The 19,147-nt window shown below is 61.0% G+C and carries 21 protein-coding genes; 1 reads left to right on the top strand and 20 read right to left on the bottom strand.

Going from position 1 to position 19,147, the window contains the following annotated elements:
- Nucleotides 1–5 precede the first annotated feature (5 nt).
- Nucleotides 6–1,337 (top strand): pyruvate dehydrogenase complex dihydrolipoamide acetyltransferase, encoded by a 1,332-nt coding sequence (locus BWR18_RS05280; protein ID WP_076627029.1) that lies wholly within the window; start codon nucleotides 6–8, stop codon nucleotides 1,335–1,337.
- A gap of 66 nt (nucleotides 1,338–1,403) precedes the next feature.
- Here the strand turns inward: BWR18_RS05280 and cysE are convergent, their stop codons facing one another.
- The 20 genes from cysE to fabF all read right to left on the bottom strand — a co-directional run bounded on the left by cysE (nucleotide 1,404) and on the right by fabF (nucleotide 19,134).
- Nucleotides 1,404–2,213 (bottom strand): serine O-acetyltransferase, encoded by an 810-nt coding sequence (gene cysE / locus BWR18_RS05275; RefSeq protein WP_076630137.1) that lies wholly within the window; start codon nucleotides 2,211–2,213, stop codon nucleotides 1,404–1,406.
- 119 nt (nucleotides 2,214–2,332) lie between these two features.
- The gene (locus BWR18_RS05270; protein WP_076627028.1) at nucleotides 2,333–6,286 is read right to left on the bottom strand and encodes a baseplate multidomain protein megatron; all 3,954 of its coding nucleotides are present in this window, start codon (nucleotides 6,284–6,286) and stop codon (nucleotides 2,333–2,335) included.
- On the bottom strand, nucleotides 6,286–6,735 hold the full coding sequence (locus BWR18_RS05265) for an NlpC/P60 family protein (RefSeq protein ID WP_076627027.1): 450 nt from the start codon (nucleotides 6,733–6,735) through the stop codon (nucleotides 6,286–6,288). Before BWR18_RS05265 ends, BWR18_RS05270 begins: the two co-directional genes overlap by 1 nt.
- A complete protein-coding gene (locus BWR18_RS05260; protein WP_076627026.1) occupies nucleotides 6,732–7,619 on the bottom strand; it encodes a DUF2163 domain-containing protein in 888 nt (295 codons plus the stop codon). Before BWR18_RS05260 ends, BWR18_RS05265 begins: the two co-directional genes overlap by 4 nt.
- The gene (locus tag BWR18_RS05255; protein WP_076627025.1) at nucleotides 7,619–8,251 is read right to left on the bottom strand and encodes a DUF2460 domain-containing protein; all 633 of its coding nucleotides are present in this window, start codon (nucleotides 8,249–8,251) and stop codon (nucleotides 7,619–7,621) included. The genes BWR18_RS05260 and BWR18_RS05255 overlap by 1 nt, the downstream gene beginning before the upstream one ends.
- A 23-nt stretch (nucleotides 8,252–8,274) precedes the next feature.
- Nucleotides 8,275–8,940: a phage tail tape measure protein gene (locus BWR18_RS05250; RefSeq protein WP_076627024.1), complete on the bottom strand. Its 666-nt coding sequence runs from the start codon at nucleotides 8,938–8,940 to the stop codon at nucleotides 8,275–8,277.
- A gap of 40 nt (nucleotides 8,941–8,980) precedes the next feature.
- Nucleotides 8,981–9,142 (bottom strand): rcc01693 family protein, encoded by a 162-nt coding sequence (locus BWR18_RS05245; protein ID WP_157598656.1) that lies wholly within the window; start codon nucleotides 9,140–9,142, stop codon nucleotides 8,981–8,983.
- On the bottom strand, nucleotides 9,139–9,456 hold the full coding sequence (locus BWR18_RS05240) for a gene transfer agent family protein (protein ID WP_076627023.1): 318 nt from the start codon (nucleotides 9,454–9,456) through the stop codon (nucleotides 9,139–9,141). The genes BWR18_RS05245 and BWR18_RS05240 overlap by 4 nt, the downstream gene beginning before the upstream one ends.
- On the bottom strand, nucleotides 9,456–9,875 hold the full coding sequence (locus BWR18_RS05235; RefSeq protein ID WP_076627022.1) for a phage major tail protein, TP901-1 family: 420 nt from the start codon (nucleotides 9,873–9,875) through the stop codon (nucleotides 9,456–9,458). Before BWR18_RS05235 ends, BWR18_RS05240 begins: the two co-directional genes overlap by 1 nt.
- A gap of 26 nt (nucleotides 9,876–9,901) precedes the next feature.
- Nucleotides 9,902–10,312, bottom strand: a complete 411-nt coding sequence (locus tag BWR18_RS05230) for a DUF3168 domain-containing protein (RefSeq protein WP_076627021.1) — start codon at nucleotides 10,310–10,312, stop codon at nucleotides 9,902–9,904.
- Entirely contained in the window at nucleotides 10,309–10,647 is a 339-nt protein-coding gene (locus BWR18_RS05225; RefSeq protein WP_076627020.1) for a phage head closure protein, read from the bottom strand. Before BWR18_RS05225 ends, BWR18_RS05230 begins: the two co-directional genes overlap by 4 nt.
- Nucleotides 10,644–11,240 (bottom strand): head-tail connector protein, encoded by a 597-nt coding sequence (locus tag BWR18_RS05220; protein ID WP_076627019.1) that lies wholly within the window; start codon nucleotides 11,238–11,240, stop codon nucleotides 10,644–10,646. The genes BWR18_RS05225 and BWR18_RS05220 overlap by 4 nt, the downstream gene beginning before the upstream one ends.
- Before the next feature lie 160 nt (nucleotides 11,241–11,400).
- Nucleotides 11,401–12,579, bottom strand: coding sequence for a phage major capsid protein (locus BWR18_RS05215; protein WP_076630136.1), 1,179 nt, complete (start codon nucleotides 12,577–12,579; stop codon nucleotides 11,401–11,403).
- Between the two features lie 40 nt (nucleotides 12,580–12,619).
- On the bottom strand, nucleotides 12,620–13,183 hold the full coding sequence (locus BWR18_RS05210) for an HK97 family phage prohead protease (RefSeq protein ID WP_076627018.1): 564 nt from the start codon (nucleotides 13,181–13,183) through the stop codon (nucleotides 12,620–12,622).
- Nucleotides 13,184–13,200: 17 nt separating this feature from the next.
- Complete coding sequence (locus BWR18_RS05205) at nucleotides 13,201–13,428, bottom strand: GTA head formation protein, RCAP_rcc01685 family (protein ID WP_076627017.1); 228 nt, start codon at nucleotides 13,426–13,428, stop codon at nucleotides 13,201–13,203.
- Nucleotides 13,421–14,605, bottom strand: a complete 1,185-nt coding sequence (locus BWR18_RS05200) for a phage portal protein (RefSeq protein ID WP_076630135.1) — start codon at nucleotides 14,603–14,605, stop codon at nucleotides 13,421–13,423. The genes BWR18_RS05205 and BWR18_RS05200 overlap by 8 nt, the downstream gene beginning before the upstream one ends.
- A 133-nt stretch (nucleotides 14,606–14,738) precedes the next feature.
- Nucleotides 14,739–15,965 (bottom strand): DNA-packaging protein, encoded by a 1,227-nt coding sequence (locus BWR18_RS05195; RefSeq protein WP_083957823.1) that lies wholly within the window; start codon nucleotides 15,963–15,965, stop codon nucleotides 14,739–14,741.
- 55 nt (nucleotides 15,966–16,020) lie between these two features.
- Nucleotides 16,021–16,365, bottom strand: a complete 345-nt coding sequence (locus tag BWR18_RS05190; RefSeq protein WP_076627016.1) for a hypothetical protein — start codon at nucleotides 16,363–16,365, stop codon at nucleotides 16,021–16,023.
- A 343-nt stretch (nucleotides 16,366–16,708) separates the two neighbouring features.
- Entirely contained in the window at nucleotides 16,709–17,875 is a 1,167-nt protein-coding gene (gene mltG / locus BWR18_RS05185) for an endolytic transglycosylase MltG (protein WP_076627015.1), read from the bottom strand.
- Nucleotides 17,875–19,134, bottom strand: a complete 1,260-nt coding sequence (gene fabF / locus BWR18_RS05180; RefSeq protein ID WP_076630133.1) for a beta-ketoacyl-ACP synthase II — start codon at nucleotides 19,132–19,134, stop codon at nucleotides 17,875–17,877. Before fabF ends, mltG begins: the two co-directional genes overlap by 1 nt.
- Nucleotides 19,135–19,147 lie beyond the last annotated feature (13 nt).

Below are 19,147 nucleotides of genomic sequence, written 5' to 3'. Positions count from 1 at the left end.
CAGACATGCCGATAGAAATTCTCATGCCCGCGCTGTCTCCGACGATGGAGGAAGGCACGCTTGCAAAGTGGCTGGTGAAAGAGGGGGATACGGTATCGTCCGGCGACCTTCTGGCCGAGATCGAGACGGACAAGGCGACGATGGAGTTCGAGGCCGTCGATGAGGGGACGGTGGGCAAGATCCTCGTGGCCGAGGGCAGCGAGGGCGTGAAGGTCAACACGCCCATTGCGGTACTGCTCGAAGACGGTGAAAGCGCCGACGACATTGGTGACACATCCGTTCCAAAGGAGGCGGCCGGCAACAGTGCGGCGCCGGAGGATGCATCAGACGAAACAACGTCGACAGAAGGCCATGGTCATGGAGAAACAGACGCAACCACCGCAGCGGCAGCCCAAAAGAGCGGCGACGTCAAACGCATTTTCGCCTCGCCCCTCGCCCGCCGTATCGCAGCGCAGAAAGGTTTGGACCTGAGTGCCATCAAGGGGTCTGGCCCACATGGGCGTATCGTCAAGGCTGATGTTGAAAGTGCTGAAGCCGCGCCTGTGACGGCGGCTGAGCCCACCGCAGACGCAAGCCCGGTGCAAGCAGCGCTCGCTGCGCCAAGTGGCCCATCAAGCGACGCAATTGCGAAAATGTATGCGAGCCGGGAATACGAAGAGGTCGAGCTCGATGGAATGCGCAAAACCATCGCAGCGCGTCTTACTGAAGCCAAGCAAACCGTGCCGCATTTCTACCTCCGCCGAGACATCAAGCTGGACGCCCTGCTTGAGTTCCGCGGCACTTTGAATGGCCAACTGGCGGATCGCGGTGTGAAATTGTCGGTGAACGATTTCATTATCAAGGCGTGCGCTTTGGCCCTACAGCAAGTGCCGGAAGCGAATGCCGTTTGGGCTGGCGACAAGGTGCTAAAATTGACTCCGTCTGATGTAGCGGTGGCCGTAGCTATCGAAGGAGGTCTTTTCACGCCGGTCTTGCAAGACGCACATCAAAAGTCGCTGTCGGCCTTGTCCGCCGAAATGAAGGGTCTGGCAAGCCGCGCACGGGACCGGAAGTTGGCACCGCATGAGTATCAGGGCGGCAGCTTTGCAATTTCGAACCTTGGCATGTTCGGCATTGATAATTTTGACGCTGTTATCAACCCACCGCACGGTGCAATTCTGGCCGTTGGCACTGGCGTCAAGAAACCGATCGTGGGCAAGGATGGAAAACTGGGCGTGGCGACGGTGATGTCTGTCACCTTGTCCGTCGATCACCGCGTCATCGACGGCGCGCTTGGCGCACAGTTGCTGCAGGTCATCGTAGACAACCTTGAAAACCCACTGGCAATGCTAGCCTAAGGCCCTGCGTAAAAACAGAAAAAGGCCGGAGCAAAGCTCCGGCCTTTTCGAAATCGTATCCACGATCTAGTGATCTTTGCCCAGCATGTGGTTCATGGATACCGATGGCTGATCGCATCCCGCTTCACCCACAATCCTGGCCGGGATGCCCGCAACCGTCTTGCACGGCGGAACTTCCTCCAAAACAACCGAACCCGCCGCGATGCGACTGCAATTGCCGATCTTGATGTTGCCCAGAACCTTAGCCCCGGCACCAATCAAAACACCATTACCGATCTTGGGGTGACGATCTTCTTCCTCTTTGCCGGTCCCGCCAAGCGTCACCGAATGCAACATCGACACGTTGTCACCAACAATCGCCGTCTCGCCGATGACAATCGAATGGGCGTGATCAATCATTATACCCTTCCCAATGTGCGCGGCGGGGTGAATATCGACGCCGAAAATCTCTGACACCCGCATCTGGAAGAAATAGGCAAGGTCCCGATGCCCCTCGGTCCACAAATAGTGACCAACGCGGTAGGCCTGCATGGCTTGGTAGCCCTTGAAATATAAGATCGGTTGCAGCAACCGATGGCACGCTGGATCTCGCTCATACACGGCGACCAGATCGGCGCGCGCCGCTTCAACCAAAGCAGGAGATGTCTGATATGCCTCCTCAACAATCTCACGCACAACCACCATCGACATCTCATTTGACGCCAGTTTCGCGGCAATTCTGTACGACAGCGCCTTCTCAACCGACTTGTGATGCAGGATGCATGCGTGCACAAAGCCGCCGATCAGAGGCTCGTCTGAAACAGCCTGTCGTGCTTCTTCCGTAATCTGATCCCAAACCGGGTCAATGGAAGAAACATTCGTACGTAGGTCAGCCATGGTGCGTCCTTTCAGCCTGTCCATAACCTACATAAGGACACTTCTCCAAACGCAAAGCCGTGATGCCCCACATTCCAAAACACTATTGATGGCGACGCTAGCGCTACCGAACACGCATGTCAGACGCTTGGAACGTCCCAAACCGCAGTCGTGAAGGGACCCGAACCGAAACGGGCTGAGTTCTGTGCGACTGCAACTGCAAACGCGCCAGACACTCCATCCAACTGCTGCATCGCATCAGAATAAGACCAGTTCGGCGAAGCAACGGTCGTTTCCCGCAAGATCTGTCCCGCCTGCAAAACGCGAACCGAGTAACTTTCGGTTTCCTCTGCCAATGGCACATCCGGCAATTCCCACTCGTCACCATCAAGCCGCGTCCGCCTGATCCACGTTGCGTTTACGCCTGCCGAACCACGCGACAGCGTCAAGTGAACTGGCGAATAAGGACGCAAACCATTGCCGTTAAACGCGTGCTGCACCTCCGTGTAGGAAGGATCATCGTAGCTGCGCCGCGATGGCCCGACGCGAAATGTCTGCGAAATGCGCCGCAGGGTACGCTGAAGGGTAATCTGCGAAGGAACACCATTCATCAGGACGAACCATGAACCGGTCGGCCATTCTTCGGGCATGAGGGCGTCGGTGCCTGCTTGACCGCGTAACCTGTGCGACAACAAATACTGGTTCTCGGCAATCAACTCGACATCTCTGAACTGGATGAGTTCCCAATTGTCGGGCGAACCATCTCCGATGGCAGCCAGGTTGCGACCATTCAAAAGCCCGGTATCCGGAATGGACTGCAGCGTGCCGTGAACCATCTTCACTTCAAGCGGCTCGCCGTAATCGATCAGACCACTTTTTGCACGCAACAACGGGCGGTTCAGAAAACCGACACTCGAACGCGCTGCGACGATAGAATTCAGTTGGAAATCCGAATCCGAAGATGACTGGTAGACGGCAACGCCGCCCGGCCATGGTGTTCCGGTAACCGCGACATGTGGTGCGTGCTCGACCTCATCACCAGTCAAGAGCGGCAAATCCATGAACACAGATGTCAGTGGTACCGGCGGAACGAATTCGCGCACGCCTGCCAACTCGTCAGAAATCTCAGACGGCGTATAGATTTCAGGTTCGATCCTCACGGCTTCAAGCAGTTGCATCTCGCCTTGTTCAACGCGATCCACTCGATAAAGCCCAGGGCCCTCCGATTTGTCTGCCGCGACTTCGATCACATCGCCAGCACCAACTCCAATGAGAGAAGGAGGGAGGGCGAGCTTGACTCCCTCCCGCGCAATCCGCGCTTCGGTAAGCCAGCGCTCAGCTACTTGTCGCCCTTCCGGGCGCGTCAGGGCCATCGGAATCTCACTTGTAGATACCGCGTGCGTGGCGTCATCCGCCAGCACCGCTTCTTCCGATAAAACGTCAAAATTGCCATCTGTCTGCACGAATCTCAACCGAACACGCCCTGCCAGATCAGCGTCTGACTCGCGAGATTGCTCGAGGCTTCCGTTAAGATCGGAATGCAGTGCAAGTGTGCCGGAAGGCAAAGCGACGGCGTTCTGGCCCGTCCGCGTGATGAACTTCAAAACCCCATCCCGCTCCACCGCATCAAATGCAAAGCGCAGCATCAAGGGTTGCAAGGCACCACGCGCATCCGTGACGTCGTCCACAACGTACCCGCTAACAAAACCGTAAAGCTCTGAAGTGTCATAGTGCACCAAACCGGAACGGTCACAAATTTCACCGACAACAGACGCAATTGACCGTCCGGACGTACGGCCATTGATCCAATGCCCACGGGGATAGTTGTCGCCATCAGACCAGATCCGCAAAGAATTTGGAAAAAACGGGTACGGACGCGCATCCCAAGCCCAGACAAACGCTCGCGACATATCAACCATTGGACCGGCATATTCATCGGAAACCGGGTTGTTTTCCGGCGCGCGCCAATGGGAATGCATTGCGCGCAGGTACTGTTTCTGCATCAAATCATCGCGCGCACCGTTTGAGTAGCGAGGCAAGCTGCTTTCGGATGATTTCTGGTCAAGGAACTTGTTAGGCTGGTTTGTGCCTTTGTCTATCGCAGCACAGCCCATTTCTGTGAACCAGATGGGCTTCGATTGAGGCACCCACGCCGTCGGTGTCTCTGACCGCACACCGGCGACACGTTCATGATGGGCGTTGCTCCACCAGTTTCGCAAATCCTTGAAACGATAAACCCAGGGTTCGTCATGCGCGCCATCGGTGATGGGTGTTCTGATCTGTGCAGCGGCAGCTTCATCTGAAGCGTAGTACCAATCGTACCCTTCGCCGCCCTCAATATTGCCGCGCAGATAGTCTAGGTTGTAAATGCTGCGCCAGTCAGCATCCGCATGGTCGTCGCCGTCGCGCCAGTCTGAAATTGGCATGTAATTGTCGATGCCAATAAAGTCGATGTTGTCGTCGGCCCAAAGCGGATCCAGATGAAAATAGCGGTCTCCGGTCCCGTCCTGGGGCTGGTACCCAAAATATTCTGTCCAATCAGCTGCATAGCTGATCTTGATACCCGGCCCAAGCAACAGACGGACTTGTGCGGCAAGTGATCTCAGCTTTTCCACGGCATAAAAGCGGTTGCCGGCACCCCTTATCTGGGTCAGCCCGCGCATTTCGGAACTGATGCAAAACGAGTCGATACCACCGGCGGCACGACACACAGCCGCGTAATGCAGGATAAAGCGCGACAGAGACCACTCGGTCGGTCCGGTGTAATGAATTTCATTGTCGATGTAGAAATCGCTGGCTTCTACCGTGCCAAAGAAGGCGTCGACCTCCGCTTCCGCCACTGCTGTGCCGTCAGGTGATCCTTCGACACCTGGCGCCGTGGACAGGGTAATCCGACCGCGCCAAGGCAAATGCGGCTGGCTGTCTTCCGGACGGTATGGATTCGGTAGCGCATTGCCCTCCAGCTGATCCATGAGAATGAAGGGGTAGAACATCACCTTCTTTCCAACAGAAACCATCGCCCGGATGGCTTCGACAACCGATTTATCCGAAGGTGTCCCCCCGTAAATCGGACGACCATCGACCTGTGGAATGGCATGGGCCGATGTCCGAGGCAAACCACTCACCGACCACGGCATGTTTTCGCCCTCGACATTCCATCGCTCGACTTTTGGCTGCAGCTGACACTGGCCGCAGCGCAGGTCGTTGCCAAACCAGGACACAATCAGTGATGCCGCCTCACAGTTCGGCAACTCCGTCTGCAATGCGTCCAATGACACACTGAAATCCGGCCGTCCGGCAGGGGTGTTGATGTTGGCGCTCCACCGTCCGTTGTTGGCGTCGACATAGTTTACAGGCGTTGTTGCCAGCGCATACTCACCGGTGCCGGGCATCAACGCGACGGCTTCAATCGCGCGCGTCATCTCCTCGTCGGCGTCGTCTTGTTCGGCTTGCTCGGGCCGCACCACTTCAAAAGAAAACTGCGGCACGCGGTTCCCAAACCGACCCAAGGCAAGATGTTCAATCACGACATAGGCCGTACCGCGATAGGCCGGAACCATTCCTTGACCTTCGATGGCCTCAATCAGCGGGTCTGGAAGCTGATCCATCGATCCGGTGTACACGCGCATGTTCAGATCATTCAGCGCGACCTCTTCGCCGTCGGCCCAAACCCGTCCGATCCGGGTGACTTCGCCCTCACAGACCGCAAGCGCAAGGCTGACGGAGTACGAGTATTCGCGCCGTTCCGGTTCGGGCGGCGCAGAGGGTGCACCTTTGCCACCGCCGCCGCCTCCGCCACCTGTTACAGACACGGTTTCCAGAAAGTCCGACGTCCAGATGACCTGTCCCCCCAACCTCATGCGACCATAAAGCTGAGAAATTGCCGCCCCTTCGCCGGAATTGGACAACCGAAAACGGTCAACCTTTCCATGCTCAACAACTTCAGAGCCTTGGCCCATGACGCGTTGGTCAATAAGGCGCCCCAGGGTCGCGCCGACGGCCCGCCCAATCGCCACCGACGACAGGCCAAGAACGGACCCGCCAACCGAGCCGCCAATAGCCGCACCCGCGGCAGATAGTACAACGGTCGCCATCAGCTGGCCTCCCCATCAGGAAACTGGAAACGGGCCACGACGCGGCGAGCCCAGGGGGCACTCAACGGGCTTTCGACAACGCCATGCCCGCTATACGCGTGCACAAAGCGCGGCGTATCTCCAACCTCAGATTGAATACCCAGATGCTTTGCGACAGATCCATCGCGCATTCGAAACAGGATCACGTCGCCCAGCGCGTGCGCAGCATGGTCTTTGAGTTCCAAATGGCGCAACGCCGCACCCCAAAGCAGTTCCCGCCCCTGCGGCTCGGACCAATCCATGCTGTAAGCAGGGGGCCGCTCCGGCTCTTGCCCGATGACAGCGCGCCACACACCCCGCACAAGACCAAGGCAATCCGTGCCTGCTCCGCGCACCGCCATCTGGTGGACATACGGGGTTCCGATCCAGCGGCGGGCTTCCTCAACCACCAACAAAGCGTGATGCGTCATCTCAGGCTCCCTCCGCTATTCGACCCGCCCGAGGTCGGATACGCCATCATCCAGTCATCACTGGGCAGGTCCGGGAAACCCTGGAAGTTGATCAGGTTGTTGAATTTCAAACGGCAGGTCTCAAACCGTTTGTCGCAACCGGCGGTCAAGCGGATCTGGTCCTCCGGAGTGATCTCTCCGCGTATCGCTTCCCACAGCTCGATCCGGCGGACACCGTCTTCGAACACGTCACGCTTGATCATGCCCCAAAGTCCGCCTGCGGCACCCGACACCACGTCAAGCCGTCCGCGCATGAACCACTGCGGCTCAAACCCGCCCAGATCATCCCATTCGAAGACGCGCCCATTGACGATACGATCGGCAGCGCCCTCATACCTGTATCCCGGCACGTCGAGGTCGAAGGTACATGACCGGTCACCCAGGACAGCAGTACAGGGCTTCTGGTAAATGCGCCCGAGCGGCCGGTTAAGTGCTTCCGTAAGCCCCCGGAGTTCTGCATGAAACGCGCCGCCCGCGCGGCGCAACTCCCCGATCGTTCCGCGAAACTGCAACCATCGCACATCGGGATCAGACCAGTTCACCATCCACGCAAGCACTTCGGCATTGTCGAAACGGCCAGCCTCGATCTCATCTTCACGCACCGAGGCATCCGTAAGTGCGCCCAGCGCTTCCGTATTATCGACGCTCAAGCCGGTGCTCTGCGCCAAGGCCGCTGCGGACAGACCAGTGTCCGCCCGAAACGTGATGTCATCGAATGTCAGTTCAGTGTCGTGGTCCGTAAACCCAAAGGTCTTGCCGTCTTTCCGAACAATCGCCCAGGCGCGGCACAGTGTTGTGATACCTGTCGCTGCATGGGCCAGAAACGCGTCGCTTTGCCCGCTCATTACACACGCACCTCGATGATGGGCACGTTTGGAACCGTACCGGCCTGAAAACTTGCAACCGATGTCTGGATCTGATCCGTGTCAAAACGCACGGGCACATCGAACTCGAAACCGGCGGTGATTTCTTCATTCTCCTCTGGCGGATGCTGGAAGGTGACCAACCCGGTGGCAAGGTCAACTTCGTAATCGACGCCCTCCTGCATTTCGTCCCGCCCCAGCCCTACACGCACCGAACCAGCGACCGGCTTCGCGATCGGTCGTGCGTAGGAAAATCCACCGGAACGGTACGTCTTCACCAAGGGAAAGACAGCCTGAACACCGTCACCAGTGGCAATGGTCTGGTCCAGAAAGTCCGGATCAACGCTGGCAGAACCGGATTTGAAGTCTGCCCAGTCCTTCCACCGGAACCCATACATCTGGCCCATGCGAGCTTCGAAAAACGCGATCAGCGTCTCGACATCGTCCAGCGACCGCATGCCCAGCCCGGCGTCATAGCGGCGACGCGAATGCGCCCAGGGCGTGTTGCGCTCTTCATACCCGTTGGCAAGGGTCACAACCTCTGTGCGACGCTCCGGCCCGCCAACAGAGCCAAAGCTCAGCGACGCGGGAAATCTTACCTCGTGAAAATTCATGGCGTTGGCTCCCCTTCAGTTCCTTAACGGTTGCGGTTGGCGCGACTCAGCGCGCGGTTCATCTGTGCCGCGATCTGGTTCTGCGACCGGGCAAATCCCTGCACGTCCGGCGTGGTGATGTTCATCACCACGGTCGGACCGCTTTGCGTGCCGCCACCGCGAACACCCAGTTTTCCATCGGGTCCGCGGGCCAGCGGCATGATCGCCTCGGGGCCCGCCTCACCCATCACACCCATCCCGCCACGCATGCCAAAGGGCGTGGCCGAACTGACCACACCGCCCGATGCAAAGGGCATCACGCGCCCCTGGCTGAACGGCGCCCCATCCGCAAAGGGCAGGATGCTTTCAAAAATGTTGCTCGCGCCCGTCGCCAACAAACCGCCGACATGGTCGGTGACCGGCTTCATCGCGGCATTGTACGTTGCGTTGATCATCGAATTGGCGAGGCCATCAAGCGCATCCGACAGGCTCATCCCGTCAAAGACCAGCCCGTCAAAGGCCTTGCGCAAACCGCGCGACAGCCCCTTTTCCAGCGTCGCCACATCCTTGTTCGTCGCGGCCAGGCTCTCGCGCATCCGGCGCAATTCGCCATCAAACCCCGTCACCATGGCCGAGGTCGCATCCAGCGTCTGTCGCAACCCGTCCGTGTTCTCTTCGAGGTTCTCGATCTCGTCGTTGTAATCGCTCATCCGCGGTCCCCTTCCGACTTTTCGTCCGGCCAGGCGGCCATCAGCGCGTCCAGCCCCCGCTCAGCAGCGGTGCGGCCTGACCGGGCGTGCCCAGCATCATCTGCAATTCGGCGGGGGTCAGCGCCCAGAACGCGTCAGGCGTCAGGCGCAGCCCCTGCATGCCGGCCCGCATCAGCGCGGGCCAGTCCAGTGTCTTGGTCATGCCTCCGGCACCACGAACGCGCGGGCGATCAGCTCGGCAGCGGCACGGGCCGCCCCCATCGGGCCGCCCGCGATCTCGGCATGGTCCAAGGCGACAGGATCAAAGCTGGACCCGCCCCCGACCAAACCCGCCTTCAGCACCGCCAGAACATCCGCACTGGAAAACCGGCCCTGTTCAAACCGCTCGACCAGCGCCACCAGCGACGGCTCAGCCAACGCGGCCTCAAGCCCGGCCAGCGCACCAAGCGTCAAACGCATGACCTCCGGGTGCCCGTCGATCACCAGCGGGACCTCTCCCCTCCACGGATTGGTCATCAGGCCACAAGCGCCGTGAACACAAGCGCACCGGCTGACGCCAGCGACACCTCATAGGTGGCCTCGCCATTGTGGCTGCCGGAATACTCCAGCGACGTGACCTGGAACGGGCCCTCGACAATGCCAAAATCGGGAATGATCACCTGAAAGTTCGGCGTCTCGCCGTCGAAAAAGATCTGGCGCGCCCGCTCGTCTGTGCCCTCATCCTTGAACACACCCGCGCCCGTGATGCTGGCCGACCGCACACCGGCCCCGGCCAGCAGTTCACGCCACCCGCCCTGACTTTCCAGACTCGTGACGTCCACGCTCTCGGCGTTAAAACTGACACGCGTGGCCCGCAGACCCGCGATGGTTTCGAACTGCCCGTCCGAGGTCATGTCGACCTTCAGCAGCAGGTCCTTTCCGTTCTGAGCACCCATGGGTTTTCTCCATTCAATGTGGTTGGTTAGTTGTCTTCGGTCCGCGCGCGGAACGTCAGGTCGATGCGGCGGCCCGTGCCCTTGTCGATCTTGACGGCACGGGCACGATCAAAACGCAGCGACACCAGACGCCCCCGGTCCAGCGAAAGGTCGGCGTCATGCAGCACGTCGCACACATGACCCGCGACTTCCTTGGCGGCAAAAAACCCAGGCACCTCGGTCACGACAGACACGACAAATCGGTGCTCTGCCCCGTCGCCGGTCTTGTCGTCGGCGGCACGCACGGTCTCGGGACCGATGCTGACATATATGCTGGGCACGGCACCGCTGGGCAGCGCGTCATACACGGCATCACCCACCGCATCGCTGACGGCGATGTCTGAGGCCACAGCAGCAAAGACAGCGCTCTGAAGCGCTGCGGAAACGGCGTAACTCATATCGCGATCTCCTCGTCAGCCATGCAGACCAGATACCGGCCCTCCGGATCACGCTCCGCCACACTCCGCACATGGAACAGGCGGTTGCCGTCCCGAAACCGCTGCTCGGGCACAGGCCGCTCAGGGTGGCCCACTGGGGCACCGCGCACGACAACGGCATAGGGCACCGCAGACACGGCAGCCCCCGCCGCGAGAGTCTCGCGCCCCGTCCTTGCGGTCAGCTCGGCCCACAGAACGCCCATAGGCGTCCAGCTTTCGGTATACCCCCCGGCCCCATCGGACACGCGGGCCGGGCTCTCAAGGGTCAGGCGCCGGTTCAGGCGCGGCGCCTTCACCGGACACCCCCGCCCAGACGAATGGGCTTGTACCGCTCAATCAGGCTGGTCACGCCAAAGGGCATGCACCCCTCGCTCAGGCTGGTCTCGTTCCTGAACTCGTAATAATGCGCAGCCAACAACATCACGGCCTGAGCCAGATCTGCAGGAACCTCGGACCAAACGGCACTGTATCCTGCGGAAAAGGACACGGTCAGCGCACCCGCCGCCGGAATGGTCGGCAATGACACGCCAACGGACCGCACACGCGGACGATGCATGTCACGCTCCAACCAATGGGCGTCGCCGGGCACCGGCGTTTCGACCCCGGCACGGTCCACCAGCGCCACCGAATGGACGGCAACAACAGGGGCCACCGGCAAAGCAACCGCATCCCATGCGGCCAGCGACGTCACTGACAGCACAAAGTCACGCGCGATCAGCACCTTGCCGGTCCGCGCCTCAATTGCCGTCACAGCCGCGCGCAGAAAGCTGATCAACACAGCATCCTGCACACTGTCATTGCCAAAGCCACTGCCCAGACGCAGATGCGCCTTGAATTCTTCGACCGGCAGCGCGCCATCGGGCACCGTGGTCACCTCGTTCAACATCATGGAACATCTCCAGGAAAAGTCTGCCCCTCGGCTCCAAAGGCCCGGGCGCGCGCCAGTCCGCGTTGCTCGGACGGAGGGGAGCAGCTAGACAACACGGCGCAATTCAGCGCGCGCCCGGAACCGGGGGCAGTCACCCACCCCCGGCCATCCACAACTGCCCTTAGGCGGTTGCGAATTTCAGCAGTTTGATCGCGGCAAAGTCGCTCACGTCACCGCCCACGCGCTTGGTGGCATAGAACAGGACGTGGGGTTTCGCGCTGAAGGGATCACGCAGCACACGCAGATCGGGGCGCTCGGCCACGGTGTAGCCTGCGTTGAAGTCACCAAAGGCAATGGCGTCTGCGCCGTTGCCAGCATCAGGCATGTCTTCGGCGATCAGCACCGGGTAGCCCATCAACGTTGCGGGCTGACCAGCGGCCAGACCGTCCGACCACAGGAAACGACCGTCATTGTCCTTCAGCTTGCGCACCAGACCAGCCGTCTTCGAATTCATGACAAAGGTCGCGTTGGCGCGGTACTCGGCACCCAGCGCATAGACGACGTCGATGATGGCCTCGGCAGTCACGTCACCGTCCACACCGGTGGGCACATAACCGAGGTTGCCCCAGGCCCAGACGTCATTGTCGACCGTCGTATGGGTCAGGAAACCCTTGGGCTTGTCGATGCCATCACCGTTGATGAACGCCGCCGCCTCGGCACGGGCGAACTTGTCGGCAATGCGACCCGCCAGCCAACCTTCAATGTCGAACGCGCTGTCATCCAGCAGACGCTGCGAGGCTTTCGGCAGGGCCGACAGCTCGTGCAGCGGGATGGTGATGCGGTCGATCGTGGGGGTGTCGGTCTCGGCCTGCGTGGCGGTCTCTGTCGCCCAGCCTGCGCCCACATCGGTGTGGTCGACCAGTACGTCATAGGATGTCGCCTCGACATTCACCACCGACGCGATGGAACGGATCGACGCGGTCGCGTTCAGCACCGATTTCACTGATTCCGATGTCGCCGGATCGACGAGGTAACCGCCATCCGAATTCACAGCCGTGGACAGCGACTTGCCCTCCAGCTCCAGGCCCCGCAGGCCATCATCTTCGCCCGACCGCAGATAGGCATTGAACGCCTTCTGATGGGGGGCACCCGTTTCAACCGCACCAGCCAGAGGGGTGCGCGCCGCAGTCATGTTTTTCCGATCCAGCATGGTCAGTCGCTCTTCCGTTTGTTGAAGTTTGGTTTGAATGTCGGCCTTGAAGCCTTTCAGTTCATTGACGAAACTATTCATGGCCTCGGCAATGTCCTGGGCTGGGGACAAACCTTCCCCGGCCCGAGCCTTGATCTCGGTCTTGCTCATCAGCATGTCCTTGATGGTTGGTGTGAAACGGCGCTGCGCGTCAGCGCGTTGCCAACTCCGCGCGCGCAGCCCGCAGGGCCGCCGCCATGTCGCGCAGATGGGCGTCCTGATCCGAAGACATCTCTTCGGCCTTGGCCGCCACCCGCGCACTGGGCAGCATCGGGAACGTGACCAAAGACACCTCCCAAAGCTCCAGTTCGGTCAAGAGCCGCTGGCCCTTGTCATTCTTCGTGGCCTTCACGGTGCGGTAGCCGATGGACAGCCCATCAATGGCCCCCGCCCCGATCAACTCCGCCGCCTCGCGACCCTTGGCAATGGACGGCAGCAACCGGCCCTTCACCCAAAGCCCCTTGGCATCCTCCCGCACCTCATCCCACACGCCGATGGGATGGGCCGGATCGTGCTGCCACAGCATCTTTACATTGCGACCCTCGGCAGCAATGGCCTTCAGGGACGCCGCATAGGCCCCCTTCGTCACCACATCGCCACCCTGGTCACAGGCCCCGAACAGGCTGGCATAGCCCTCGATGACCGTCCCGTCCTGCACTTCGACACCCTCGCCAAAGCGCGCAAATTTCGTCTCCAGACCGGTTTCCACCTGCATCCGCTCACTCCTCATATTCACTGGGGTATCGCCGCCATGATCGACTGAAACCCGGTCGCCAAAACAACGGCCACAACGCCGTAAACGGTCAGCCACAACCGCTTCTCCAGCCGCTCCATCAACGTCTCGAGCCGCGCCAAACGGTCCAAGATATTGGCAAAATGCACCTCGGTCAGCCGCTCATGCGCCTCCAGCTTCAGGCCCGGCCCACAGGCGAACTTTTCCCACAGCTTGGCGTCATTCATCCGCACCGTCCTCGGCCACCGCAGGCAAGCCCAGCAACCGGCGCTTCTCGGCAACGCTCAGGAAATCGGCCGCCGCCACCCGTGCCCACTGCGCATCCCGCTCAGCGGACAAGGCCGGCACCTGATCCAGATCCGGCGCCAACACCACGTCCTCGCCCGTATGCGCCCCCAACCACTCGGCCAAGGCGGCAGCGACCCGCGTCGCCAACGGCAGCACCGTCAACCGATAAAACGCACGGTTCGCCTCCTGATAATTGGCGTAAGTGGCATCCCCCTGAATGCCCAGCAGCATCGGCGGCACCCCAAAGGCCAGCGCGATCTCACGCGCTGCGGCCTCCTTAGTCTTCTGAAACTCCATGTCGGAGGGCGAAAAGCCCATCGGCTTCCAATCCAGACCACCCTCAAGCAGCATCGGCCGCCCCGCATTCCGTGCGCCCGAATGGTTGGTCTCGATCTCACTCACCAAGCGCTCGTACTGATCTCCCGACAGCTGCGACTGCCCATCAGATCCGCGATATACAATCGCCCCCGAAGGACGCGCCGCATTGTCCAGCAAAGACTTCGACCACCGCGACGCCGCCGTATGGACATCCAGCGCCATCGCCGCCGCCTGCATGGGCGAAAACCCGTAATGATCATCCTGCGGATGAAACGATTTGATATGACAGATCGGGCTCACCGCACCGCCCGCATCAAAGCGATGCTTGGCACCACCGACAGCATACTCATAGGCCACAGGCCACCCATCCGACCCCGGCACGACAGACATCCGATCCGACCGCAACACATGCAGCTCCAGCGGCGCCCCGCTCTCACCCGCTACCGCCTCGACATAGGCATTGCCCGACAACAGCAACTGCGCATAAAGCGCCTCCAGCAACTCGGCCCGTCCCTGCCCTGGATTGGGCCGCTTGATCAGGCTCAAAAGCGGATGCGTCTCAAACCGCTGCTCCACATCCTGCAACACCAGCGGCAGCGCCGCCGCCGCCTCGGCAATCAGCTTGACGGACCGAAACCCCACGGGGTTTCCGGAAAACCCGGACCGGGTCAACGACACCGCATCGCGCGGGGACCACGCCACCCGACCGCCGGTCTGCCAGGCCACAACCTTCCCCGTCGCACTCGCCTTCTGCTCTGGTACATCCGCCACAGCCCGGTTTCGAAAGAAATCAAACACGAAGGGTCTCCTTTTGATCCCAAAGGGGCCGCCCGGCCCGCCGTCCAAAGAAAAAGGCGGCCCGCACCGAGCCGCCTCATCAGGCCAAGATCACATCTTCACTTGGCACTCTAAACTCGCCCCGCAGGGCCGCTCACAAACTGCGCACCCCCGGCCTGCGATAGGCATTGGCAGGCTCGATCATCAACTCATGCAGGGCCCAAACCAGCGCATCCACCCGATCGGGCGATCCCTGCCCCTCATATCCGGCCCGCGTCATTCGGGTCATCTGATCCTCAAGCGGCCCAAGGTTCAAACCATGCGTCACCCGGTTCTGTTCATACAATGCCGCGACAGGCTCCGCCCGCGCGACCTTCCCCTTGGAGGCATGGACCGTCTTCAACGACACCATCGGATCGACCTGTCGGATCACCTCACTGACCAGCTGCCCGCCCTGGTTCACCTCGGCCACCAGCCGATCCGCGTTGTACTTGTCCATCGCCGCTATCGCCGCCCTGGCCCAACCATTGGGCCCCACCCCCTGCACCGTGCAATCCGCAATAACATGGGCGCGCCAATCCTGCGGCGGGCCGTCCATCGACACCCCTGCGACGATGATGCCACAGGCGTCAGAGGAGCGGCCGGCACTCACCGCGGGATCCAGCCCCACCACCACACGGTCCAACTTCGGCTTGCGCTTGCGGCGCACCGCATCCAGCATCGCCGTGGTCCAAAACGCCCCCTCGACGTCGCTCAGCAACACGCCTTCCAATTCCTGCCGTCCCAGACGGGTCCCGGCATAGCGGCGACGCACCTCTTTCAAAAACCCATCGGCCAGGTTGGCAGCGTTGGCCTCGGTCGTCGCATGGGTCATCACGGTCGACGATTGCGCCAGCAACTCCTTCAAAACCTCTACGTTGCGGGGCGTCGTCGTCACGCAACAGCGCGGATCGTCGCCCAGCCGCAACGCAAATTGCAGCATGTCCCAGGTCTCGGCGCCCCGCTTCCACTTGGCCAGCTCGTCCACCCAGGCACAATCAAACTGTGGCCCCCGCAGCCCTTCAGGGTCATGCGCCGTGTGAATGGTGGCAATGGCGCCATTGGGCCATTCCAGCATCTTGCGCCCGACGTGATATTTCGGTCGACGGTCCGACGGGCTACAGGCCAGCAAGCCGCTGTCACCAAACACCATCACTTCGCGGACCTGCTCGATGGTCTCGCCCACCAGCGCAACGCGCCGGGCCTGTCCCTTGTCCAGCGGCATGTCGCCCTCGACCATGGACCGTACCCATTCGGCACCCGCACGGGTCTTGCCTGCACCGCGCCCGCCCATGATCACCCAGGTCCGCCAATCCCCCTCCGGTGGCAGCTGGTGCTCCATGGCCCAGAACTCGAATAAAAAGGGGAGGGCACCCAGGGCGCCCTCCACTTCCAACTCATTCAGAAACCGTTCCTGTGCCTCCACAGGTGCGGAGGCGACCAAGCGCGCACCGAACCTGAGCGCTGGCAATGTTAAGGTCGAAGGCATATCCGTTTTGGGCAATGCCACTTCGGCTTTCTCGAAACTTGTCAAGTTTCTGCTCCGCTCCTTGAAGGGCAACGACCAGCTTGGACAAGGATGTCAGCTGACCGTTCACCTCGGTTTCCTTGAATTCCTCCCCGGCATTCGCCCTTTCTTTGAGGGCTTGAATGGTCCGCCGCAATTCTGCGAGCGACGCCTGCATCGAAGAGACAAGCTCCTCGCTGCGGGCCTCTTCAGCCTCCGGGGTAATCAATGTCATGTGATATGACCTCTCATGCGTTGGAATGTTTTCCGCACGAGAGAAACAGAAAAACGACCACCGGGTCACCCCGAGGTCGCTTGCCCACTTCTTCTAGCTTGACACAAGTTATACGTGTGACCGTTCGCAGAGTCAAGCGAAATCCGGATGAGCTATGGACGCTAACCGTACGGTACGATTAACAAAACCCTAATTGCATGGTTAAGATGTGGTTAACGGAGGCCGTAACCCGTTGAGAACGCAAAACAACCCTTGCGTGTCCCCGCGGGGACAAACGGGTAAAGGTCACCTCCGCCTCACACGAGGCCCGTAGGGTGCGCATTCACTGCGCACCGCAGGCACGTCACCCACCATCATTCTGATTGGCCCGCTCTGCCTCAATCTCACGCCACCGCGCCACGTTCCGGTTGTGCTCATCCAGCGTCTCGGCAAACGCGTGCCCGCCCGTCCCATCCGCGACAAAGAACACATAAGGCGTCTCATCGGGCTGCGCCGCCGCCATCAGGCTGGCGCGACCGGGGTTGGCAATGGGCGTCGGCGGCAGCCCCAGAATGACATAGGTGTTCCAGGGTGTCGCCGCCCGCAGCTCCGATCGGCGCAAACCGCGCCCAAGCACGCCCTGCCCACGGGTGATGCCATAGATCACCGTCGGGTCGGTCTGCAGGCGCATCCCCCGGTTCAACCGGTTCACAAAGACGGACGCCACCTGCCCCCGCTCCTCGGCCACACCGGTCTCCTTCTCGATGATCGACGCCAGGGTCAGCAACTCCTCCGGGCTTTCCAGCGGCAGGTCCGCATCGCGCGCCTCCCATGCCGCAGACACCCACAACTCCTGCTGTTCGGCCATCTGCGCCAGTACATCCGCCCGGCTGTCACCACTGCGCACTTCATAGCTGTCGGGTGCCAGAGCACCCTCGGGCGGTACATCGTCCACCTCCCCGTCCAGCACATCCATGTTGCGCAGCGCGTCCACAACCTGCCAGCTTGTCACCCCTTCTGCAAAAGCAATGCGGTAACGGGTGTCCGCCGCGGCGCGCACCTCAGTGTAAACAGCGGGCGCATCTTCCTCACCCGGCTCAAACTCCGCCCGTTCCACAAAACGGTTGGTGGCAGGGTCCAACTCCCGCACCTGCGCGCTCAGCCTGTTCACACCGATCCGGTACACCACTTCCGTCCCGCAGGTGCTGGCCCCGCCCCGGGTCACGACATCCACAATCTCTTCCATGGACGCCCCCGGTTCGACCAGAAAGCTGCCCGCCTTCAAATCGCCCGACTTGCCGGAATAGTCCGCGCCCGTGCGAAAGATCCAGCCATACTCAACGGCGCCCTGCTCTTCCAGATCACGGCTCACGCGGCTGAAATTCGACCCGCGATCCACCTGCACGCAAATGGCCTCGCTCAGCGGACCCGGCCCCTCGTACTGGCCGCGTCCCCACAGGATCAAACCGCCCAGCACAAACAGGGCCACAATCAAAAATGTCAGCGCATTCGAGGCGATGGATCGCCACATCAGCTGACCTTTCCAAAGATCACGCTGGCATTCGTGCCGCCAAAGCCAAAGCTGTTGGACAACGCATAGTCCACCTTGCGTTCCCGCTTGGCATTTGGGGCCAGATCAACCGAGGTTTCAACGGCCGGATTGTCCAGGTTGATCGTCGGCGGACAGACCTGATCGCGGATCGCCAGGATCGAAAAGATCGCCTCGATCGCGCCCGCCGCGCCCAGCAAATGCCCCGTCGCCGACTTGGTCGAGGACATGGTGACGTTGCCCGCATGATCGCCCAAGAGCCGTTCAACCGCACCCAACTCAATCGTGTCGGCCATGGTCGAGGTGCCGTGCGCGTTGATATAGTCGATATCCGAAGGCTCCAGCCCCGCATTGCGCAAGGCCGCACGCATGGACCGCTCACCCCCCTCACCGTCCTCCGACGGCGCAGTGATGTGATAGGCATCGCCCGACAGGCCATAGCCCTTCACCTCGGCATAGATCTTGGCGCCCCGCGCCACGGCATGATCGTAATCCTCAAGCACCACGATGCCCGCACCCTCGCCCATGACGAACCCATCGCGGTCCGCGTCATAGGGGCGGCTTGCGTGTTGCGGATCGTCCGCGCGCTTGGTTGACAGCGCCTTGCAAGCGTTGAACCCCGCAATCCCGATCTTGCAGATCGCAGCCTCGGCCCCACCGGCAATCATGACATCAGCGTCGCCGTGCTGGATCAGACGCGACGCGTCACCGATGGCATGCGCACCTGTCGAACAGGCCGTCACAACCGAATGGTTCGGCCCCTTGAAGCCGTATTTGATGCTCACCTGACCAGAGATCAGGTTGATCAGCGCGCCGGGCACAAAGAAGGGCGACACGCGGCGCGGCCCCTTCTCTTCCATCATCACGGCGGTGTTCGCGATGGAGTTCAGCCCGCCAATGCCGGAGCCGATCAGAACACCCGTGCGCTCCAGGCTCTCTTGATCATCGGGCATCCAACCGGAATCCTCGACCGCCTGCTGGGCCGCGGCCAGACCAAACATGATAAAGGTATCGACCTTGCGCTGTTCCTTGGGCGCCATATAGGCATCGGCATTGAACGTCCCGTCCGATCCGTCCCCGCGGGGCACTTCGCAGGCGTATGTGGTGGTCAAGCCCTCGGGATCGAACTGGGTGATCGGACCTGCGCCCGACTGTCCGTCCAGAATACGGCTCCAGCTTGCCTCGACCCCGTCCGCCAACGGCGTCACCAGCCCAAGACCCGTCACGACAACTCTGCGCATCTGCTCATGCCCC

Origin of the sequence: Tateyamaria omphalii (assembly GCF_001969365.1) — a bacterium.
GTDB classification, from domain to species: Bacteria; Pseudomonadota; Alphaproteobacteria; order Rhodobacterales; family Rhodobacteraceae; genus Tateyamaria; species Tateyamaria omphalii_A.
Note: the sequence above shows the minus strand (reverse complement) of the source record. Positions and strands in the feature narration are given on the sequence as shown.